Origin of the sequence: Sphaerisporangium viridialbum (genome assembly GCF_049674955.1) — a bacterium.
GTDB lineage: Bacteria > Actinomycetota > Actinomycetes > Streptosporangiales > Streptosporangiaceae > Sphaerisporangium > Sphaerisporangium viridialbum.
In genome coordinates this window covers 3,886,019-3,900,866 of sequence record NZ_CP187232.1, presented here as the reverse complement: position 1 = coordinate 3,900,866, position 14,848 = coordinate 3,886,019, and the positions used below count along the sequence as shown (strand labels likewise).

At 70.5% G+C, this 14,848-nt stretch carries 14 protein-coding genes; 10 read left to right on the top strand and 4 right to left on the bottom strand.

Features of this window, described 5'->3' with window-relative positions:
* Positions 1-696: 696 nt before the first annotated feature.
* The 5 genes from ACOZ38_RS17195 (at position 697) to ACOZ38_RS17175 (ending at position 5,026) form a co-directional block, all read left to right on the top strand.
* A complete protein-coding gene (locus tag ACOZ38_RS17195) occupies positions 697-1,752 on the top strand; it encodes a methyltransferase (protein WP_424537035.1) in 1,056 nt (351 codons plus the stop codon).
* 138 nt (positions 1,753-1,890) lie between these two features.
* Positions 1,891-3,228 (top strand): hypothetical protein, encoded by a 1,338-nt coding sequence (locus ACOZ38_RS17190; protein ID WP_424531771.1) that lies wholly within the window; start codon positions 1,891-1,893, stop codon positions 3,226-3,228.
* Positions 3,229-3,239: 11 nt separating this feature from the next.
* Complete coding sequence (locus tag ACOZ38_RS17185; RefSeq protein WP_424531770.1) at positions 3,240-3,818, top strand: NADPH-dependent FMN reductase; 579 nt, start codon at positions 3,240-3,242, stop codon at positions 3,816-3,818.
* Positions 3,819-3,836: 18 nt separating this feature from the next.
* Complete coding sequence (locus ACOZ38_RS17180) at positions 3,837-4,211, top strand: winged helix-turn-helix transcriptional regulator (protein ID WP_424531769.1); 375 nt, start codon at positions 3,837-3,839, stop codon at positions 4,209-4,211.
* Positions 4,212-4,531: 320 nt separating this feature from the next.
* Positions 4,532-5,026, top strand: coding sequence for a DUF892 family protein (locus ACOZ38_RS17175; RefSeq protein ID WP_424531768.1), 495 nt, complete (start codon positions 4,532-4,534; stop codon positions 5,024-5,026).
* Here the strand turns inward: ACOZ38_RS17175 and ACOZ38_RS17170 are convergent.
* Positions 4,998-5,732, bottom strand: a complete 735-nt coding sequence (locus tag ACOZ38_RS17170; protein WP_424531766.1) for a TetR/AcrR family transcriptional regulator — start codon at positions 5,730-5,732, stop codon at positions 4,998-5,000. The two genes, ACOZ38_RS17175 and ACOZ38_RS17170, sit on opposite strands and share 29 nt — an antisense overlap.
* 74 nt (positions 5,733-5,806) lie before the next feature.
* On the opposite strand from ACOZ38_RS17170, the gene ACOZ38_RS17165 reads away from it, so the two are divergent.
* From ACOZ38_RS17165 to ACOZ38_RS17150, 4 genes are all read left to right on the top strand, one after another.
* Complete coding sequence (locus ACOZ38_RS17165; protein ID WP_424531765.1) at positions 5,807-6,625, top strand: thioesterase family protein; 819 nt, start codon at positions 5,807-5,809, stop codon at positions 6,623-6,625.
* A gap of 116 nt (positions 6,626-6,741) precedes the next feature.
* Complete coding sequence (locus ACOZ38_RS17160; protein WP_424531763.1) at positions 6,742-7,809, top strand: type III polyketide synthase; 1,068 nt, start codon at positions 6,742-6,744, stop codon at positions 7,807-7,809.
* A 64-nt stretch (positions 7,810-7,873) separates the two neighbouring features.
* On the top strand, positions 7,874-8,422 hold the full coding sequence (locus tag ACOZ38_RS17155; protein ID WP_424531762.1) for an isoprenylcysteine carboxyl methyltransferase family protein: 549 nt from the start codon (positions 7,874-7,876) through the stop codon (positions 8,420-8,422).
* A complete protein-coding gene (locus ACOZ38_RS17150; RefSeq protein ID WP_424531760.1) occupies positions 8,419-9,432 on the top strand; it encodes an NAD(P)/FAD-dependent oxidoreductase in 1,014 nt (337 codons plus the stop codon). The genes ACOZ38_RS17155 and ACOZ38_RS17150 overlap by 4 nt, the downstream gene beginning before the upstream one ends.
* A gap of 13 nt (positions 9,433-9,445) precedes the next feature.
* Here the strand turns inward: ACOZ38_RS17150 and ACOZ38_RS17145 are convergent, their stop codons facing one another.
* Positions 9,446-11,125, bottom strand: coding sequence for a DEAD/DEAH box helicase (locus ACOZ38_RS17145; RefSeq protein WP_424531758.1), 1,680 nt, complete (start codon positions 11,123-11,125; stop codon positions 9,446-9,448).
* 533 nt (positions 11,126-11,658) lie between these two features.
* On the opposite strand from ACOZ38_RS17145, the gene ACOZ38_RS17140 reads away from it, so the two are divergent.
* On the top strand, positions 11,659-12,006 hold the full coding sequence (locus ACOZ38_RS17140; protein ID WP_405147948.1) for a peptidoglycan-binding domain-containing protein: 348 nt from the start codon (positions 11,659-11,661) through the stop codon (positions 12,004-12,006).
* A 124-nt stretch (positions 12,007-12,130) separates the two neighbouring features.
* Here the strand turns inward: ACOZ38_RS17140 and ACOZ38_RS17135 are convergent, their stop codons facing one another.
* A complete protein-coding gene (locus ACOZ38_RS17135; protein WP_405147946.1) occupies positions 12,131-13,123 on the bottom strand; it encodes an aldo/keto reductase in 993 nt (330 codons plus the stop codon).
* 251 nt (positions 13,124-13,374) lie between these two features.
* Entirely contained in the window at positions 13,375-14,649 is a 1,275-nt protein-coding gene (locus ACOZ38_RS17130) for a M14 family metallopeptidase (protein ID WP_405147945.1), read from the bottom strand.
* Positions 14,650-14,848 lie beyond the last annotated feature (199 nt).

Genomic DNA, 14,848 nt, shown 5'->3' with positions numbered 1-14,848 from the left:
TGCTGCCGCCCATTCATCTGGTTTGTGGGTTGCGATTCCCGCAGAGTTGTTTGTGCGAGAACAAATACACAGCCCTCCAGAAAAGAGACACAGAAATGACGAACTCCGCGAACTCGAACCGCTCCGCCGGCACCACCTGGGACTCCTACAGCCGCACCGCCGGCACCACCTGGGACAGCTATTCCCGCACCGCCGGCACCACCTGGGACTAAGAAGAACTACTCACTAAAACCCCGGAAAATAACTAAAGGCACCTCCGCCTGACAGCGGACAAGAAACACATGAACAAGGTCTGCCCAACCGACTAAGACCATCATCCGCACTCGACACGATGGCATCGGCGGGCATCGAAGCCCCAGACATGGAAACCGGCCAGGTCACCGCCGAGACGTCCCGCTCAAGCCCGACCGGCCAGGTCACCGCCGAGACGTCCCGCTCAGGCCCGACCGGCCAGATCGCCACCCAGCGGCCCCCGCGCCCACAGGTCCCCCGCCACGCACTCGGTAACCGGTCATGCCCGGCCTCATCTCCCGATGAAACCGCGACACCCCCATGTCCCGCCGAGCTCAAAGCCTACTTCGAAGGCTAGATCACCCCAGCAGCCGGTCTCTCATTCGTCCAAGACCGAGCGGATCGGTCGCATGGTAGCTTTCGGGCAAGCAAGCCTTGATCCCGCGAGAGGAGGGGGTCGTGGCCATGACCAGCGCCGAAGACGATCACGACCAGCAAGGCCGTTCATCGGCATGGGAAGCGGCATGGGAAGTACTGGGACCCGTAACGGACCTGGTCACGCCGATGGCGGTGCGGGTCGCGGCCTCTCTTGGGCTGACGGATCTGATGGCCGACGACTCGGTGTCCGTCGAGGAGCTGGCACGGCGGTCTGACACCAACGCGGACGCGCTGGGCCGGCTGTTGCGTCACTTGGCGTGCCGGGGCATCTTCACCGAACGGGAGCCGGGCAGGTTCGCGGTCAACGAGCCCGCCGCGCTGCTGGCGTCCGACCATCCTTCCGGGATGCGGGTGCGCCTCGACTTGGGTGGCTTCGGCGGGCAGATGGACCTGGCGTTCGTCGGTCTGCCGCACACGGTCCGCACCGGGCAACCTGCGTGGGAGACGGTCTTCGGCGCCCCGTTCTGGGGCCATCTCGCCGCGAACCCACAGATGAGCGCGTCGTTCGATGCGATGATGGCGACCGGAGAGGACTACCTCACCGATGCCGCCAAGGGGTACGACTGGTCCGGTGTGCGGCATGTGGTCGACGTCGGCGGTGGCACCGGCGCCCTGCTCGCCGAAGTGCTGCGCGCCAACCCGGACATCCGGGCCACGCTCGTAGATCTGCCGGACACGGTGGATCGAGGTCGGCGGCACCTGGCCGAGCGCGGGTTGGATACGCGGTGCGAGTTCGTCGGCCAGAGTTTCTTCGATCCGCTGCCCGCCGGGGGTGATGTGTACGTGCTCAGGCGTGTGGTGCACGACTGGGGCGACGACGACGCCCTGCTGATCCTGCGTCGGTGCGCCGACGCGGCCGGGCGGCACGGGCGGGTCGTCATGATCGAGTCACACGGCAGTTCCGGTGACGACCCGGCCATGTTCGCCGAGATGAACCTGCGCATGCTCGTGCTCAGCGGCGGCCGCGAACGCACGGTCGATGACTACATCGCCATCGCTGCCGAAGCCGGGCTCGACCTTGCCGGCGTTCACCGCACCGCGCTCGGACACATCATCCTCGACTGCGCTCCGCCGGGCCCTTGACACACCGATCCGCCGGCGCTCATCGGTCAGGTCCCACTGGTCGATCATGGCGTTGAGCTCAGTGAGCGGATCGACCACCGGCATCGGCACGAGATCGCGATATTCCCTATCCGGCGGCGAAGCTTCTACGCTCATCGGATGCATCCCCCTCCCCAGGACGGACCGCCCGATTTTGGGGAGCGGCCGGCGGGTTCTGTCGAAATCGGTTCGCGTATCTCGGCGCGGGCCATCGTCATCATGGTCAGCGTCTCGGCCGTCGCCCTCGTCGCGGCGATCGGCCTCATCGTCGCCCTGGTCGTTCCGCGTCTGAGCGGCGACCGGCACCGGCGCGATGTCAGGGCGGTCGACGTGATGCCGCCCACGATCACGGCAGGCGACCGGACCTACCATCTGACCAGCACCCACGAGCAGAAGGGATGCCAGGGTCTCGGTACGGGCACCCTCGTGCCGGTGCTCGACAAGGTGGAGTGCGGAACCGTGGCCTTTGGCCGATACCGCGCTGACAACGGCACTTCGGAAGCGTCGGCCGTCATCATGCGTATCGATGACCTGGACCAGTTCAACTCGGTCAGTGGCACGACCAATGATGGCGACGCCTATTTCAAGGTGCTGCTCGCTGACGGAAGTCTCGGGCCTCTGGGCCAGGACGAGCCCTCGCAGAATGCGTTCCTGGACCGCTACATGGTCTATGTCGTCGCCGACAGCGGGAAGAACACGGCCGCTGACCCGTCGGACTCCGGTTCGATCGTCCAGGACGTCCAGACCGGTCTTATCGATGGCAACCAGCTCGACCCCGGGAGTCCGTCCAAGCCGGCCCCCGGCCGGCCGGAGATCCAGGCCACACCGGCCGGGCCCGTCACGGTCAGCGGCGAAGGCGCCATGGCCTCGACGATCAAGGTAGATGACCGGACCTACCGCCTGACCGCCAGCCATGAGCAGCAGGGATGCCAAGGGCTCGGCACCGGTGCCCTGGCTCCCGCTCTGGACGGCGTCCGATGCCAGACGGTGTTCTTCGGGCGTTACGCATCCAGCGTGCCGGGCTGGGAAGCGTCCGCGGTCATCGTCCGGCTTGAAGACGACAAGCAGCTGGAGTCGCTCAGCAAGGTCGATGACGATGGCAGCGGTGGCCTGAAAGTCCTTCTCGCGGACGGGTCGGTCGGTCCAGGAGACCAGGAGGAAACAGGGGGCAGTTCGCAGTTCTCCTTGTTCGACCGCTACCTGGTCTACGTGATGGCCGACCCTGCCACGGAAAGATCGGCGATCCGGAGTCCACCCGGGTGGCGGCCGAGGTCCACGCCGGCCTGGTCGACGAGAGCGGTCCCGAGCCGAAGCTCCGGGGACGCACGTCCTGATCGTCTGAGAGCGGCAAGGCGGTGGGCGCCCCATGCACGATCACTAAGGATTTCTGAGTCACTAAGTTTTCTGATGTACGCTGTGGCGCGTGAGGAGCGTCCGTCCGGAGGCTCCCGGATATGAGGAGACGTGTCATGGCGAAGGTCGAGATCATCGTGGCGAGCACCCGGCCCGGCCGGATCGGGCTGCCGATCGGGCAGTGGGTCGAGGCGGAGGCGAAGACGCACGGTGGTTTCGCGGACGTGGAGCTGGTCGATCTGGCCGAGATCGACCTGCCCTTCATGAACGAGCCCAACCACCCCCGGCTGGGCCAGTACACCCACCAGCACACCCGCGACTGGAGCGCCAAGGTCGCCGAGGCGGACGCCTTCGTCTTCGTCATGCCGGAGTACAACTACGGGTACAACGCCGAGCTGAAGAACGCCATCGACTACCTGCACAAGGAGTGGTACTACAAGCCGGTCGGGCTGGTCAGCTACGGCGGCGTGGCGGCCGGCACCCGCGCCGCTCAGATGATCAAGCAGGTGGTCACCACGCTCAAGATGACCCCGATCTTCGAGGCCGTTTCCATCCCCTTCGTCCGCCAGTTCATCGATGACGAGGAGAATGTGGTTCCGAACGACGTCATGACGGCGTCGGCCAAGGCCATGTTCGACGAGCTGGTCCGCATGAGCGAAACCCTGCGCCCGCTGCGCGAGGGCACCGGCCAGTGACGAGGTGAGGGCAGACCGATGAGTGACATACACCCCGTCTGCGTACGGTTCCACGCCGCGATCGAGCTGATCGGCTCCCGGTGGTCCGGCGCCATCCTGCGCGCCATGTTCACGGGGCAGGGCCGGTACGCGCAGATCAGGGCCGCCGTGCCGGGGTTGAGCGACACCATGCTCGCCCAGCGGCTGCGCACGCTGGAGAGCGAGGGGCTGATCGAGCGCCGGGTGATCCCCGCCTCCCCCGTCCAGGTCGAGTACGTCCTCACCGAGAAGGGCCGCGACCTCGCACCGGTGCTGGAGGCCGTGATCGCCTGGTCGCACAAGTGGATCCCGCTCCCGGGTGAGGAGGCCGCGAGCGACTCGGACCGGCCATCGGAGCCCGCCCAGGTCTCCTGACGCCCTGGCCGTTTACGCGGGAAGTGACCCCCGGCCTCACCCCCTGACCGCCGGGAACCGGCGCACATCCCCTGGCCTGAGGACCGCCCCTCGGGTCCGCACCCCTCGGCCGCCCGGTCCCAGGCCGTGACGTACCCGCCCTTGGGCGTGCCGTGCACGCGGAGCGCCCGGGGCGACGCGGTGTTGAAGGGGTTCGGCCCGTGCCTTGAGTGGGCTTTGACCTGCGGAGACATAGCCATCTTGACGGGAATCGGGAGTGCGCCGGGGGGTAGGGCAGCAGGGAGGGCGCATGTCGCCATCAGCGATCAAGAGGTGAAGTCATGGCTTTCAACAACCCCTCCGACCTCTTCCTGTACGAGCTCTCCGCCGCGTACGACGGGGAGATCAAGATCACGAAGACGAAGGAGGAGATCGCCGGGCAGGTCCGCAGCTCCAGCCTGGCAGAGGAACTGCGCAACCAGGTGGCGAAGGGCCAGGAGAAGGTCAGGAACCTGGACACCTGCTTCCGGTCACTCGGGACCACGCCGCTGGACGTCGACTGCCTGGTCGTCGACGCCATGCGGGCGGAGTTCCAGCAGTTCATCCAGCGGGGGCCCGCGCCCGAGGTGATCGACATGTACACCGTCGAGGCGGAGCTGAAGCTCGCCAGCTACAAGACCGCCGGTTACAAGGGCCTCGTCGACAAGGCCGTGCTCATGGGCCAGAGCGAGTGCGCACACTTCCTCCAGACCAACCTGGTCGGGGAGGAAGAGGCCAAGGGGCACTTCGAGCGGCTCAGCCACGAGGTCAGCGAGGCGACGCTCGCCGGGGTGTGAGCCCCTGACCGAAGTCCTGGCCGTGCGCGGTCAAGCGCGCCGCGGCGTGGTCCAGGCCGGCGTTCAGCTCGGGGCTCGGGGGTACGCCGTGCCGGGGCAGGCGGGAGACCAGTGCCGTCCCGAACCCGGCCATGCGCACGGTCTGGTCGATGAGCGCGTCCAGATCGTCCGGCCAGGGGAAGGACGGCTGGGCGATGAGCAGCGACACCAGGCCGTGGACGGCCGACCACATGCCGAGGGCGAGGGTCTCGGGGCTCCCCCGCATGACGCCCGCCTCCACGCACGCGGACACGGCGTCGACCATGTGGCCGAAGCAGGCGGCCGCCGCGGGCGGGACGCCCTTCACGGCGGCCGGCCGCATCATCAGGAGCCGGTACTGCACCGGGTGGTCGAGCGCGAAGCGCGCGTAGGCGCGCCCGCACCTCCCCAGCGCGCGGAACGGATCGCCGGCCCCTGCCGCCTGCTCGCGCACGCGCCTGCCCAGCTCGTCCCACACCCGCAGGCAGACCGCCTCCACCAGCGCTTCCTTGCCGGCGAAGTGCATGTACACCGACGGGGTGGAGACGCCGGTGCGACGGGCCACCGCGCGCAGCGTGAGCGCGTCCTCGGTGCCCGTCTCGATCAGCAGCGCCTCCGCCGCCTCCAGGATCTCCTCGCGGAGCCTCGGCCCCTCACCGGGGCGGGCCCGAACGCGTCCTTCGGCCATGCCGCTAGGTTGACGCCGTCAGCCTGACGATGTCAACCTGACTGCGGACGAAGCCGGAGCGATGAGGAGCCCAGATGGGGATTTTCCAGGAGGCGACCGTCGTCGCCGCGTGCCGCGAGACGCCGGGCGGCCTGGCGTACGAGGCCGCGCTGGACGGGCAGTGGAGCGTCGGCACGAAGCTGCACGGCGGGTACCTCCTCGCGGTCCTCGGCCGCGCCGCGTCCGAGAGCGCCGGAGAGGGTCACCCCCACGTGACGGCGGTCAGCGCGTCCTTCCTGACCTCGCCCGCACCCGGCCCCGCCGAGGTGCTCGTGGAGACACTGCGGGCGGGCAGGAGCACGACGCAGGCCCGCGCGCGGCTGACCCAGGACGGCCGGCCGTGCGTGGAGGCTCTGATCACGCTCGGCAGGCTGGAGGAGTCCGACTCCTGGTGGTCCGGGATGGAACCGGTGGAGCTTCCCGACGAGCAGGACTGCCACCTCAGCCCCCCGGAGGCCCCCGGAGGGGCGTTCAAGGTGCCGCTGATGGAGGTGGTCGAGCAGCGCCTCGACCCGGGGCACCTCGGCTTCGCGGTGGGCGCCCCCTCGCGGCAGGGCGTCATCGCGGGCTGGCAGCGGCTCGGCGACGGCACCGACTGGGACCCGCTCTCCTTGCTGGTGGCCCTGGACCCGGTCCCCCCGGTCTCCTACGACCTGGGCATCAGCGGCTGGGCGCCGACCATCCAGTTCACCGCGTACGTCCGCAGGCTTCCCGCTCCGGGGCCGGTGCGGGTGAGCATGCGGGCGCTCGACGTCACCGGCGACCGCATGGACGAGGTGGCCCACGCCTGGGACAGCAAGGGCCGGCTCGTCGCCCAGGCCACCCAGCTCGCCGCCGTACGAACTCCGGCCTGACCGACGAGGGCGCGCCACGATCACGATGGTGCGTCCACCGTGGGGCTCCAGGTATGCGCACGGGCGCGGTGGGCAAGACAGAGGTGTCCCCACTGTCAGCGAACCGGGAAATCCATATGACCCGAATTGCCGCTGTCCGCGGTGCCCTTCCTCCGAACCGCTACCCCCAGGCCGAGATAACCGACACGTTCGCCCGCATCTGCCTTCCCCCGGGTGCCGACCGGCGGCTGCTCGACCGGCTGCACACCTCGGCCCGCGTCGGTCACCGCAACCTGGTGCTGCCGCTCGAGCAGTACGCCAAGCTCGACGGGTTCGGGATGGCCAACGAGATCTTCATCGAGGCGGCCGTGGACCTGGGTGCCGAGGCGGTGGGCGCCGCGCTGGAGGCTGCCGGGCTGACGCCCGGCGACGTGGACCTGATCATGTTCACCTCGGTAACCGGCATCGCCGCGCCCTCCGTGGACGCCAGGCTCGCCGGGAGGCTCGGGCTGCGGCCCGACGTCAAGCGGATACCGGTGTTCGGGCTCGGCTGCGTCGCGGGCGCGGCCGGCATCGCCCGCCTCCACGACTACCTGCGCGGATGGCCGGACCACGTGGCCGTGCTGCTCTCGGTCGAGCTGTGCTCGCTCACCTTGCAGCGCGCGGAGGCCAGTCCGGTCAACTTCGTGGCCAGCGGGCTCTTCGGCGACGGCGCGGCGGCCGTGGTCGCCGTCGGCTCCGGCCGGGCCGCTGACGTGCGGGCCGCTCCCGGCCCCACCGTGGTCGCCACCCGCGGTCACCTCTACCCCGACTCCGAGGGCGTGATGGGCTGGGACGTCTCCGACACCGGGTTCCGCGTTGTGCTCGACACGAGCGTCCCCGAGGTCGTGCGCACGTACCTGGCCGACGACGTGAACGGCTTCCTCGGCGACCACGGGCTGACGACGCGCGACGTCAGCGCCTGGGTGTGCCACCCGGGCGGCCCGAAGGTCCTGCACGCCGTCGCCGAGAGCCTCGACCTGCCCGAGGGGGCGCTGGACCTCACCTGGCGCTCGCTGGAGGACATCGGCAACCTGTCCTCCGCGTCCGTCCTGCACGTCCTGCGCGACACGCTGGCCCTTCGCCCGCCGCCGCCGGGCACGCCCGGGATGCTCATCGCGATGGGGCCCGGATTCTGCTCCGAGCTCGTCCTGCTGCGCTGGTAGCGGCGGAGTGTCGTCACCGCTGCCGGCTGTCCCGCTGATGATCGGACCCGTATCGTTTCAGGGCATGTCGTCCTGGTACCTGCTGCTCGTCCTGCTGGTCGGAGCCGAGCGCCTCGCCGAGCTGGTGGTCGCCCGGCGCAACACGCGCTGGAGCCTCGCCCGAGGCGGGCGCGTCTTCGGGCGCCGGCACTATCCCTGGATGGTCGCCCTGCACACCGGCCTGCTCGCCGGGTGCCTGCTGGAGGCGGGCCTCGCCGACCGCCCCTTCGTGCCGGCGCTGGGCTGGCCGATGCTCGCCCTGGTCGTCGCGGCCCAGAGCCTGCGCTGGTGGTGTATCACCTCGCTCGGCCCGCAGTGGAACACCGAGGTCATCGTGGTGCCGGGCCTGTCGCTGGTCGCGCGGGGGCCCTACCGCCTCGCGTGGCTGCGCCACCCCAACTACGTGGCGGTGGCCGTGGAGGGCGCCGCGCTGCCCCTGGTGCACGGCGCGTGGGTGACCGCCGTGGTCTTCACCGCGCTCAACGCCGCGCTGATGGTGGTGCGCATCCGCTGCGAGAACCAGGCCCTCGCCACCCTGGCCCCGCGCCCCGCCGCGCGCGAGGCGACAGCGTGATCGACGTCCTGGTCGCCGGCGGCGGGCCGGCGGGCCTGGCGACGGCCATCCACGCCGCGCTGGCGGGGATGGAGGCCGTGGTGGTCGAGCCACGGTCGGCTCCGGTCGACAAGGCGTGCGGCGAGGGCCTTATGCCCACCGGGGTCGCGGCCCTGCGGTCCCTCGGCGTGCGCGTGGAGGGGTGGCCGCTGCTCGGCATCAGGTACGTCGACGAGCGGCGCCGCGCGCAGGCGGCGTTCCGCGAGGGGCCCGGGCTCGGGGTCCGCCGCACCGCCCTGCACGCCGCGCTGGCCGAGCGCGCGGCGGAGGTCGGCGTGAAGGTCGTCCACGGCCGGGTCGGCGGCGTGCGGCAGCACGCGGACTCGGTGGAGGCGGCCGGGTTGCGGGCCCGCTGGCTGGTCGCCGCCGACGGGCTGCACTCCCCGCTGCGCGGCCTGCTCGGGCTTGAGCTGGCGAGCCGCGCCCCGCGCAGGTACGGGCAGCGCAGGCACTACCGCGTCGCACCCTGGTCGGACTTCGTCGAGGTGCACTGGGCGGCGCGCGCTGAGGCGTACGTGACCCCGGTGGGCGAGGAGCTGGTCGGGGTCGCCGTGCTGAGCTCCGAGCGCCGGAGCTACGAGGAGCACCTGGCGGGGTTCCCCGCGCTGCTGGCCCGGCTGGAGGGGCCCGCCGCCACCTCGGTGCGCGGGGCGGGGCCGCTGCGGCAGCGCGTCAGTGCCCGCGTCGCCGGGCGCGTGCTGCTGGTGGGCGACGCGGCCGGCTACATGGACGCGCTCACCGGCGAGGGGGTCTCGCTCGGGCTGCTGTCCGCGCGCGCCCTGGTCGGCTGCCTGCGCGCCGGGCGGCCCGAGGCGTACGAGCGGGCGTGGCGGCGCCTGTCGCTGCGCCACCGGCTGCTGACCGGGGCGCTGCTGGCCGCGCGCCGCCGTCCGGGCTCGGCCCGGCTGATCGTGCCGGCGGCCCAGCGCCTTCCGGCCGTCTTCACCGCCACCGTCAACGCCCTGGCCTGACGGCCGGCCGCCGCTAGCGGGCCTCGAAGCGCTCGCGCCGGACCGTGACCTTCCTGCCCTTGACGGTGGTCTGGCGCAGGGAGGTGATGACGTCGTCCGCCGAGTAGTCGGGGACCTCGACGAGCGAGAAGCGGTCGGCGATCTCGATCGCCCCGATGTCCCGGCCGCTGAGCCGCGACTCGTTGGCGATCGCGCCGACCAGGTCCTGCGGCCGGACCCCCGCGCTGCGGCCCGCGCCGATGAAGATGCGGGTCATGCCGCTGCTCGGCCCGCGCCCGCGGCGCTCGTCGCGCCCGCCCGGCTCGCGGCGCGGGCGTCCCTCGCGCTCGGCCCGCACCGGCACGTCGGGGATCTCCTCCTCGTCGGCGGCGGCGCCGCTGGCCTCGTGCGCGAGCTTCACCGCCGCCATCGCGATCTCCACGAGGTCGAACTCGTCGGCGAGGGTGTCCACCACGACCCGGAAGTGCTCCAGGTCGTCCTCCAGCATGCTCTCCTCCAGGGCGGAGCGCGTGAGCTCCAGGCGGCGGGCCCTGAGGTCGGCGACCGTGGGGACCTTCTCGACCGTGATCCTGCTCTTGGTGACCCGCTCGATCGTCTTGAGCATGCGGTGCTCGCGGGGCTCCGCGAGTGTGATGGCCACGCCCTCGCGGCCCGCGCGCCCCACCCGGCCGATGCGGTGGACGTAGGACTCCGGAGCCGAGGGGACGTTGTAGTTGACCACGTGGGTGAGCTGCTCGATGTCGAGCCCGCGCGCGGCCACGTCGGTCGCGACCAGCAGGTCGGCGGTGCCGCTCCGCAGCCGCGCCATGACGCGGTCGCGCTGCTCCTGGCCCATCCCACCGTGGAGGGCCTCGGCGCGGTAGCCGCGGCCGTTCATGGTCTCGGTGAGCTGGTCGACCTCCTCGCGGGTGCGGCAGAAGACGATGGCGGCCTCGGGCGCCTCGACGTCCAGCACCCTTCCGAGCGCCGTGGGCTTGTGCGCCCTCGGCACCATGTAGGCGCACTGCCGTACGCGCGGGGACTCGCCGGGGGCGGCGGACTCGCGCTCGATCTGGATGCGCACCGGGTCGCTGAGGTGCTGGCGGGCGATGGAGTTGATGCGCGGCGGCATCGTGGCGGAGAACAGGACGGTCTGGCGCTGCTCGGGGGTCTCCTGCAGGATCGCCTCGATGTCGTCGGCGAACCCCATGTCGAGCATCTCGTCGGCCTCGTCCAGGACGACGATCTGGAGGGCGTCCAGATGGAGGGTCTTGCGGCCGATGTGGTCGAGCGCCCGGCCGGGGGTCGCGACCACGACGTCCACCCCTCGCTGCAGCTCCCTGAGCTGCCGCCCGATCGGCTGCCCGCCGTAGATCGGCAGGACGCGGGCTCCGAGGTCGCGGCCGTAGCGGTGGACGGCCTCGGAGACCTGGACGGCCAGCTCGCGCGTGGGCACCAGCACGAGCGCCAGCGGGGATCCGGACCCCCCGCCCGCCGGCATCCGCTGGAGGATCGGCAGGGCGAACGCCGCCGTCTTGCCGGTGCCGGTCGCGGCCTGCCCGAGCAGGTCACGGCCCTCGACCAGCGGCGGGATGGCCTCACGCTGGATCGGCGTCGGCTCCTCGTACCCGAGACCGGTGAGCGCGCGCAGAAGCTCGGGACGCAGCCCCAGGTCAGCGAAGCCTGTCGAGTCTTCGGTGGCGTTGGGGGTCATGATCGAGCTCCTCGTTCCGGGACGGACGCGCATGGGATCGGTATTGACTCCATGTTCCACTGTCGCAGCATGCTTCCCACCCACCGGGGGCCCGTACCGGCGGAGTTCCCGCCCCGGCGCGGTGCCTTTCGGCGTACGAGGAACCCACCCCCGGTAAAGGGGTGGCCTTTTCACGCTTACGGGAGAGGAAGTTTACTTCACACTGCATGGGGCCGGACCGGCCACGATACGGGGTCCGCGGACCGGCGGGGCACGCGGCGGAGCGGACCGGCACCGTGAACGCCCCCCGACCGGAAATGATCACTGTCCGCCCGCAGGCCCCCTACCGGGGAGTTTGCACTCAGATGGAAGGGTTTAGAACTCGGCCCGCAGTGCCTGTCAAGCTGCCCTGTGTGCGCCCACACGCACGGGCTCCGGGCCTGGAGTTCCGGCTCGGTGAGCGCCCTCACCCGAGAAGCACACAGGCCGGTTCCCGGCCGAGCCGGGCCGACGAACTCGCCACCTGATGGGAGACCAGGATCATGTTGAGTTCCATGAAATCGAAGATCGCGCTGCCCGCCGCGGCGCTGGCGATGATGGCCGTGGCGGTCGTCCCGGTCCTCGCCACCCCCGCGCACGCCGACGCGGCGGCGAAGGCAAGGGCCGCCGGGCCTTTCGGCTGCAACTATACGAACTCCGAGCCCGTCCTCAGGAAGGGGTCGACCGGAACCGCCGTCAAGCAGGCTCAATGCCTGCTGAAGTATCGCATCGGGCAGCCTGATTCCGTCGACGGTGTGTTCGGCTCGGCGACCGACTCAGCGGTCTATGAGTTCCAGACCAGGTGGGGCCTCAAGGTCGACCGCGTCATCGGCTCCTCGACCTGGTACGCGCTCAAGCACTGACCACGTGATCGCGACGGCCGCGCCGGTGGGCGTGGCCGTCGCGCGTCCCGGGTTCGCGGAGCGCCCGCGAGCCGTCGCGTATGGCGCCCGGCGTACGCGGGGCAGGAGTCACGGGGCCCTCGCGTCACCGGTGGACCGCGTCCATCGCGGCGGCGGGGTAGCGCTCGCCGGAGGCCACGCCGCGCGGGGCCACGGCCTCGATCGCGGCCAGGTCGTCGGGGGTGAGGGTGATCTCGACGGCGGCGGCGTTGGCCTCCAGGTAGGCCCGGCGCTTGGTGCCGGGGATGGCCACGATGTCGTCGCCCTGGGCGAGCACCCAGGCCAGCGCGAACTGCGAGGAGGTCACCCCCTTGGCGTCGGCCAGCACGCGGATGCGGTCGACGACCGCGAGGTTGCGCGCGAAGTTCTCCCCCTGGAAGCGCGGGTGCGAGGAGCGCCGGCGGTCGTCCTCCGACAGGTCGTCCACGCTGCGGATGGTGCCGGTGAGGAAGCCCCGGCCGAGCGGGCTGTAGGCGACGAAGCCGATGCCGAGCTCACGGGTGGTGGCCAGGACGTCGTTGTCCTCCACGTCGCGGGTGAACAGGGAGTACTCGGTCTGCAGCGCGGTCAGCGGGTGGACGGCGTGGGCGCGGCGGATGCTCGCGGGAGCGGCCTCCGAGATGCCGAGGTAGCGGATCTTACCCTCGGTGACCAGCTCGGACAGCGCGCCGAAGGTGTCCTCCACCGGGACGCCGGGGTCGACGCGGTGCTGGTAGTACAGGTCGACGTGGTCCACGCCGAGCCGCTTGAGAGAGCCGTCGAGCGCCTCGCGCAGGTAGTCCGGGCGGCCGTTGACCCGGCCGGTGAGAGCGCCGTCCTCGACCTCGTTGCCGAACTTGGTGGCGAGCACGACCTCGTCGCGGCGGCCGGCGATCGCGCGGCCGACGAGGCTCTCGTTGGTCCACGGCCCGTACATGTCGGCCGTGTCGAGGAAGGTGATGCCGAGGTCGAGCGCCCTGTGGATGGTGGCGGTCGCCTCCCTCTCGTCCGCGGGGCCGTAGGCGACGCTCATCCCCATGCAGCCGAGCCCCTCGGCGGAGACGTGTAGGCCCTGGCTGCCCAGCCGGCGCTGTCGCATTGCTGAACTCCCTATGTCGATATATCGACGGTCCGTCCCTGTGCGAAGGGTGACGGCCGCTTGGTCCCTCTGCTCACGATCTTCGCGCCTCGCCCGCCTCCGCGCCACCACCGCTGTGACTGCCCGCACAAACGCCCGTCAAAGCCTTCTCCGCAGGGGCTTCCGGGCGCGCCGCGCCGGGCGGGGTACGGCCGCTCGCGCCCGGGCGCGCGGCCGTACCCCTGGTGGCGGCGAGTGCCGTCAGGTGATCGCTAGCAGTACTGCGCGGCCTTGCCGATGATGCGGTAGACGCAGTCGGAGTACTCCAGGAACCGGAGCACCGCCTCCTTGTTGCGCGTGGTCTGGGTCACGATCTGCTCGTCGGGCGGGTAGAAGCCCGGCGAGCCGTTCTTCGGGTACATCTCGAAGGTGTAGCTGAAGATCTTGTAGGTGCCCCACAGCCAGTCGTCGATGGAGCCGTCGGTGATGTAGAGGTCGCTGGCCTGCTGCGCGGTGTAGCCGTTGGTGCCGGCCATGTTCTGGCCGAGGGTGGCGAACGCGTCGTGGTCGTCCTGGGTCAGGCCGGCCGCGGTGTCGTTGTAGGTGTAGCCGTACGGCCACAGGATCAGCTCGCTGTAGGTGTGGAAGTCGATGTTGGACTTGATCTGCTGCTTGCCGCCGACGACGCGGCTGCGCACGAAGTCGGCCGCCGCCTTCACCTCGGGCGCCGACTCCGCGGACGCGCCCCGGTAGGTCTCGCTGGAGGTGGAGCCGGAGGAGCCGCCGCAGCAGCCCCACTTGTACGCCCAGTTGCGGTTGAGGTCGGTGCCCACGTAGGAGGAGCCGGAGTTGGGCTGCCGGTTCTTGCGCCAGGAGCGGTAGGAGCCGGAGGCGATGTCGTACTCGCCGCCGTCGGGGTTGAGGTCGGGCAGGATCCAGATCTCCCGGGAGTTCACCAGGCCGGCGATCCTGCTGTCGGACGCGTAGCTGCCGGTGAACAGGTTGAGCAGGTAGATCGCCATCTCGACGGTCAGGTGCTCGCGGGCGTGCTGGTGGGCCGTGAACAGCACCTCGGGCTCGTTCTCGTCGGTCGCGACGTTGTCGCTGATCTTGACGGCGATCAGGTCGCGGCCTCCGTAGGAGGTGCCGTAGCTGTACTTCTTGGCGATGGACGGGTAGTTGGCGACCACCTGGTTCACGAGCGTGGTCAACTCCGCGTAGTTGTGGTACCCGGAGTCGGCCGAGGGGAAGTCCTGCGGTTTGGGCAGGACCGGGGATAACGGGCGCGGGATGCGCGTGACCGCGTAGCCGAGCCGCTTGATCTCGGCGATCTCGGTCTCGGAGGCGGTGACCACGATGGATGTGGTGGCCACCTCGTCGATCGCGGCGCCGGTCGCCGCGATCGTGGTCCGCTGCTGGGCCGTGCTCGGGCCTTCGACGCGATACTGGTTGCTCGGGGGCGGCTCCGCGGAGGCCCCCGCACCGGTGATCCCGCTAACGCACAAGAGCGCCAGGACCGCCAACCCTACGAGCAGACGACGTCTCACCTGTTCCTCCCTCAGGCGCGCTCTGGGGTTTGTCGCACGCCTGCACTGAGAGTCAGGTCATCCGTCCGAACTTAGAAGGCCCAAATTTCACGACTTGTACGGCTTTGAACCGGCAGGGGCAGATCCGCCGAGATGGGGCAACGAACTGCGGAACCATGATTAACGCCCGTAGTGGGGGTAACAGGATTGCCGACCGCAC

Bases quoted from the DNA above. Each gene is read 5' to 3' on its own strand.
- ACOZ38_RS17195 (WP_424537035.1), top strand. From the start codon at position 697: ATGACCAGCGCCGAAGACGATCACGACCAGCAAGGCCGTTCATCGGCA.
- ACOZ38_RS17190 (WP_424531771.1), top strand. From the start codon at position 1,891: ATGCATCCCCCTCCCCAGGACGGACCGCCCGATTTTGGGGAGCGGCCG.
- ACOZ38_RS17185 (WP_424531770.1), top strand. From the start codon at position 3,240: ATGGCGAAGGTCGAGATCATCGTGGCGAGCACCCGGCCCGGCCGGATC.
- ACOZ38_RS17180 (WP_424531769.1), top strand. From the start codon at position 3,837: ATGAGTGACATACACCCCGTCTGCGTACGGTTCCACGCCGCGATCGAG.
- ACOZ38_RS17175 (WP_424531768.1), top strand. From the start codon at position 4,532: ATGGCTTTCAACAACCCCTCCGACCTCTTCCTGTACGAGCTCTCCGCC.
- ACOZ38_RS17170 (WP_424531766.1), bottom strand. From the start codon at position 5,732: ATGGCCGAAGGACGCGTTCGGGCCCGCCCCGGTGAGGGGCCGAGGCTC.
- ACOZ38_RS17165 (WP_424531765.1), top strand. From the start codon at position 5,807: ATGGGGATTTTCCAGGAGGCGACCGTCGTCGCCGCGTGCCGCGAGACG.
- ACOZ38_RS17160 (WP_424531763.1), top strand. From the start codon at position 6,742: ATGACCCGAATTGCCGCTGTCCGCGGTGCCCTTCCTCCGAACCGCTAC.
- ACOZ38_RS17155 (WP_424531762.1), top strand. From the start codon at position 7,874: ATGTCGTCCTGGTACCTGCTGCTCGTCCTGCTGGTCGGAGCCGAGCGC.
- ACOZ38_RS17145 (WP_424531758.1), bottom strand. From the start codon at position 11,125: ATGACCCCCAACGCCACCGAAGACTCGACAGGCTTCGCTGACCTGGGG.
- ACOZ38_RS17140 (WP_405147948.1), top strand. From the start codon at position 11,659: ATGAAATCGAAGATCGCGCTGCCCGCCGCGGCGCTGGCGATGATGGCC.
- ACOZ38_RS17135 (WP_405147946.1), bottom strand. From the start codon at position 13,123: ATGCGACAGCGCCGGCTGGGCAGCCAGGGCCTACACGTCTCCGCCGAG.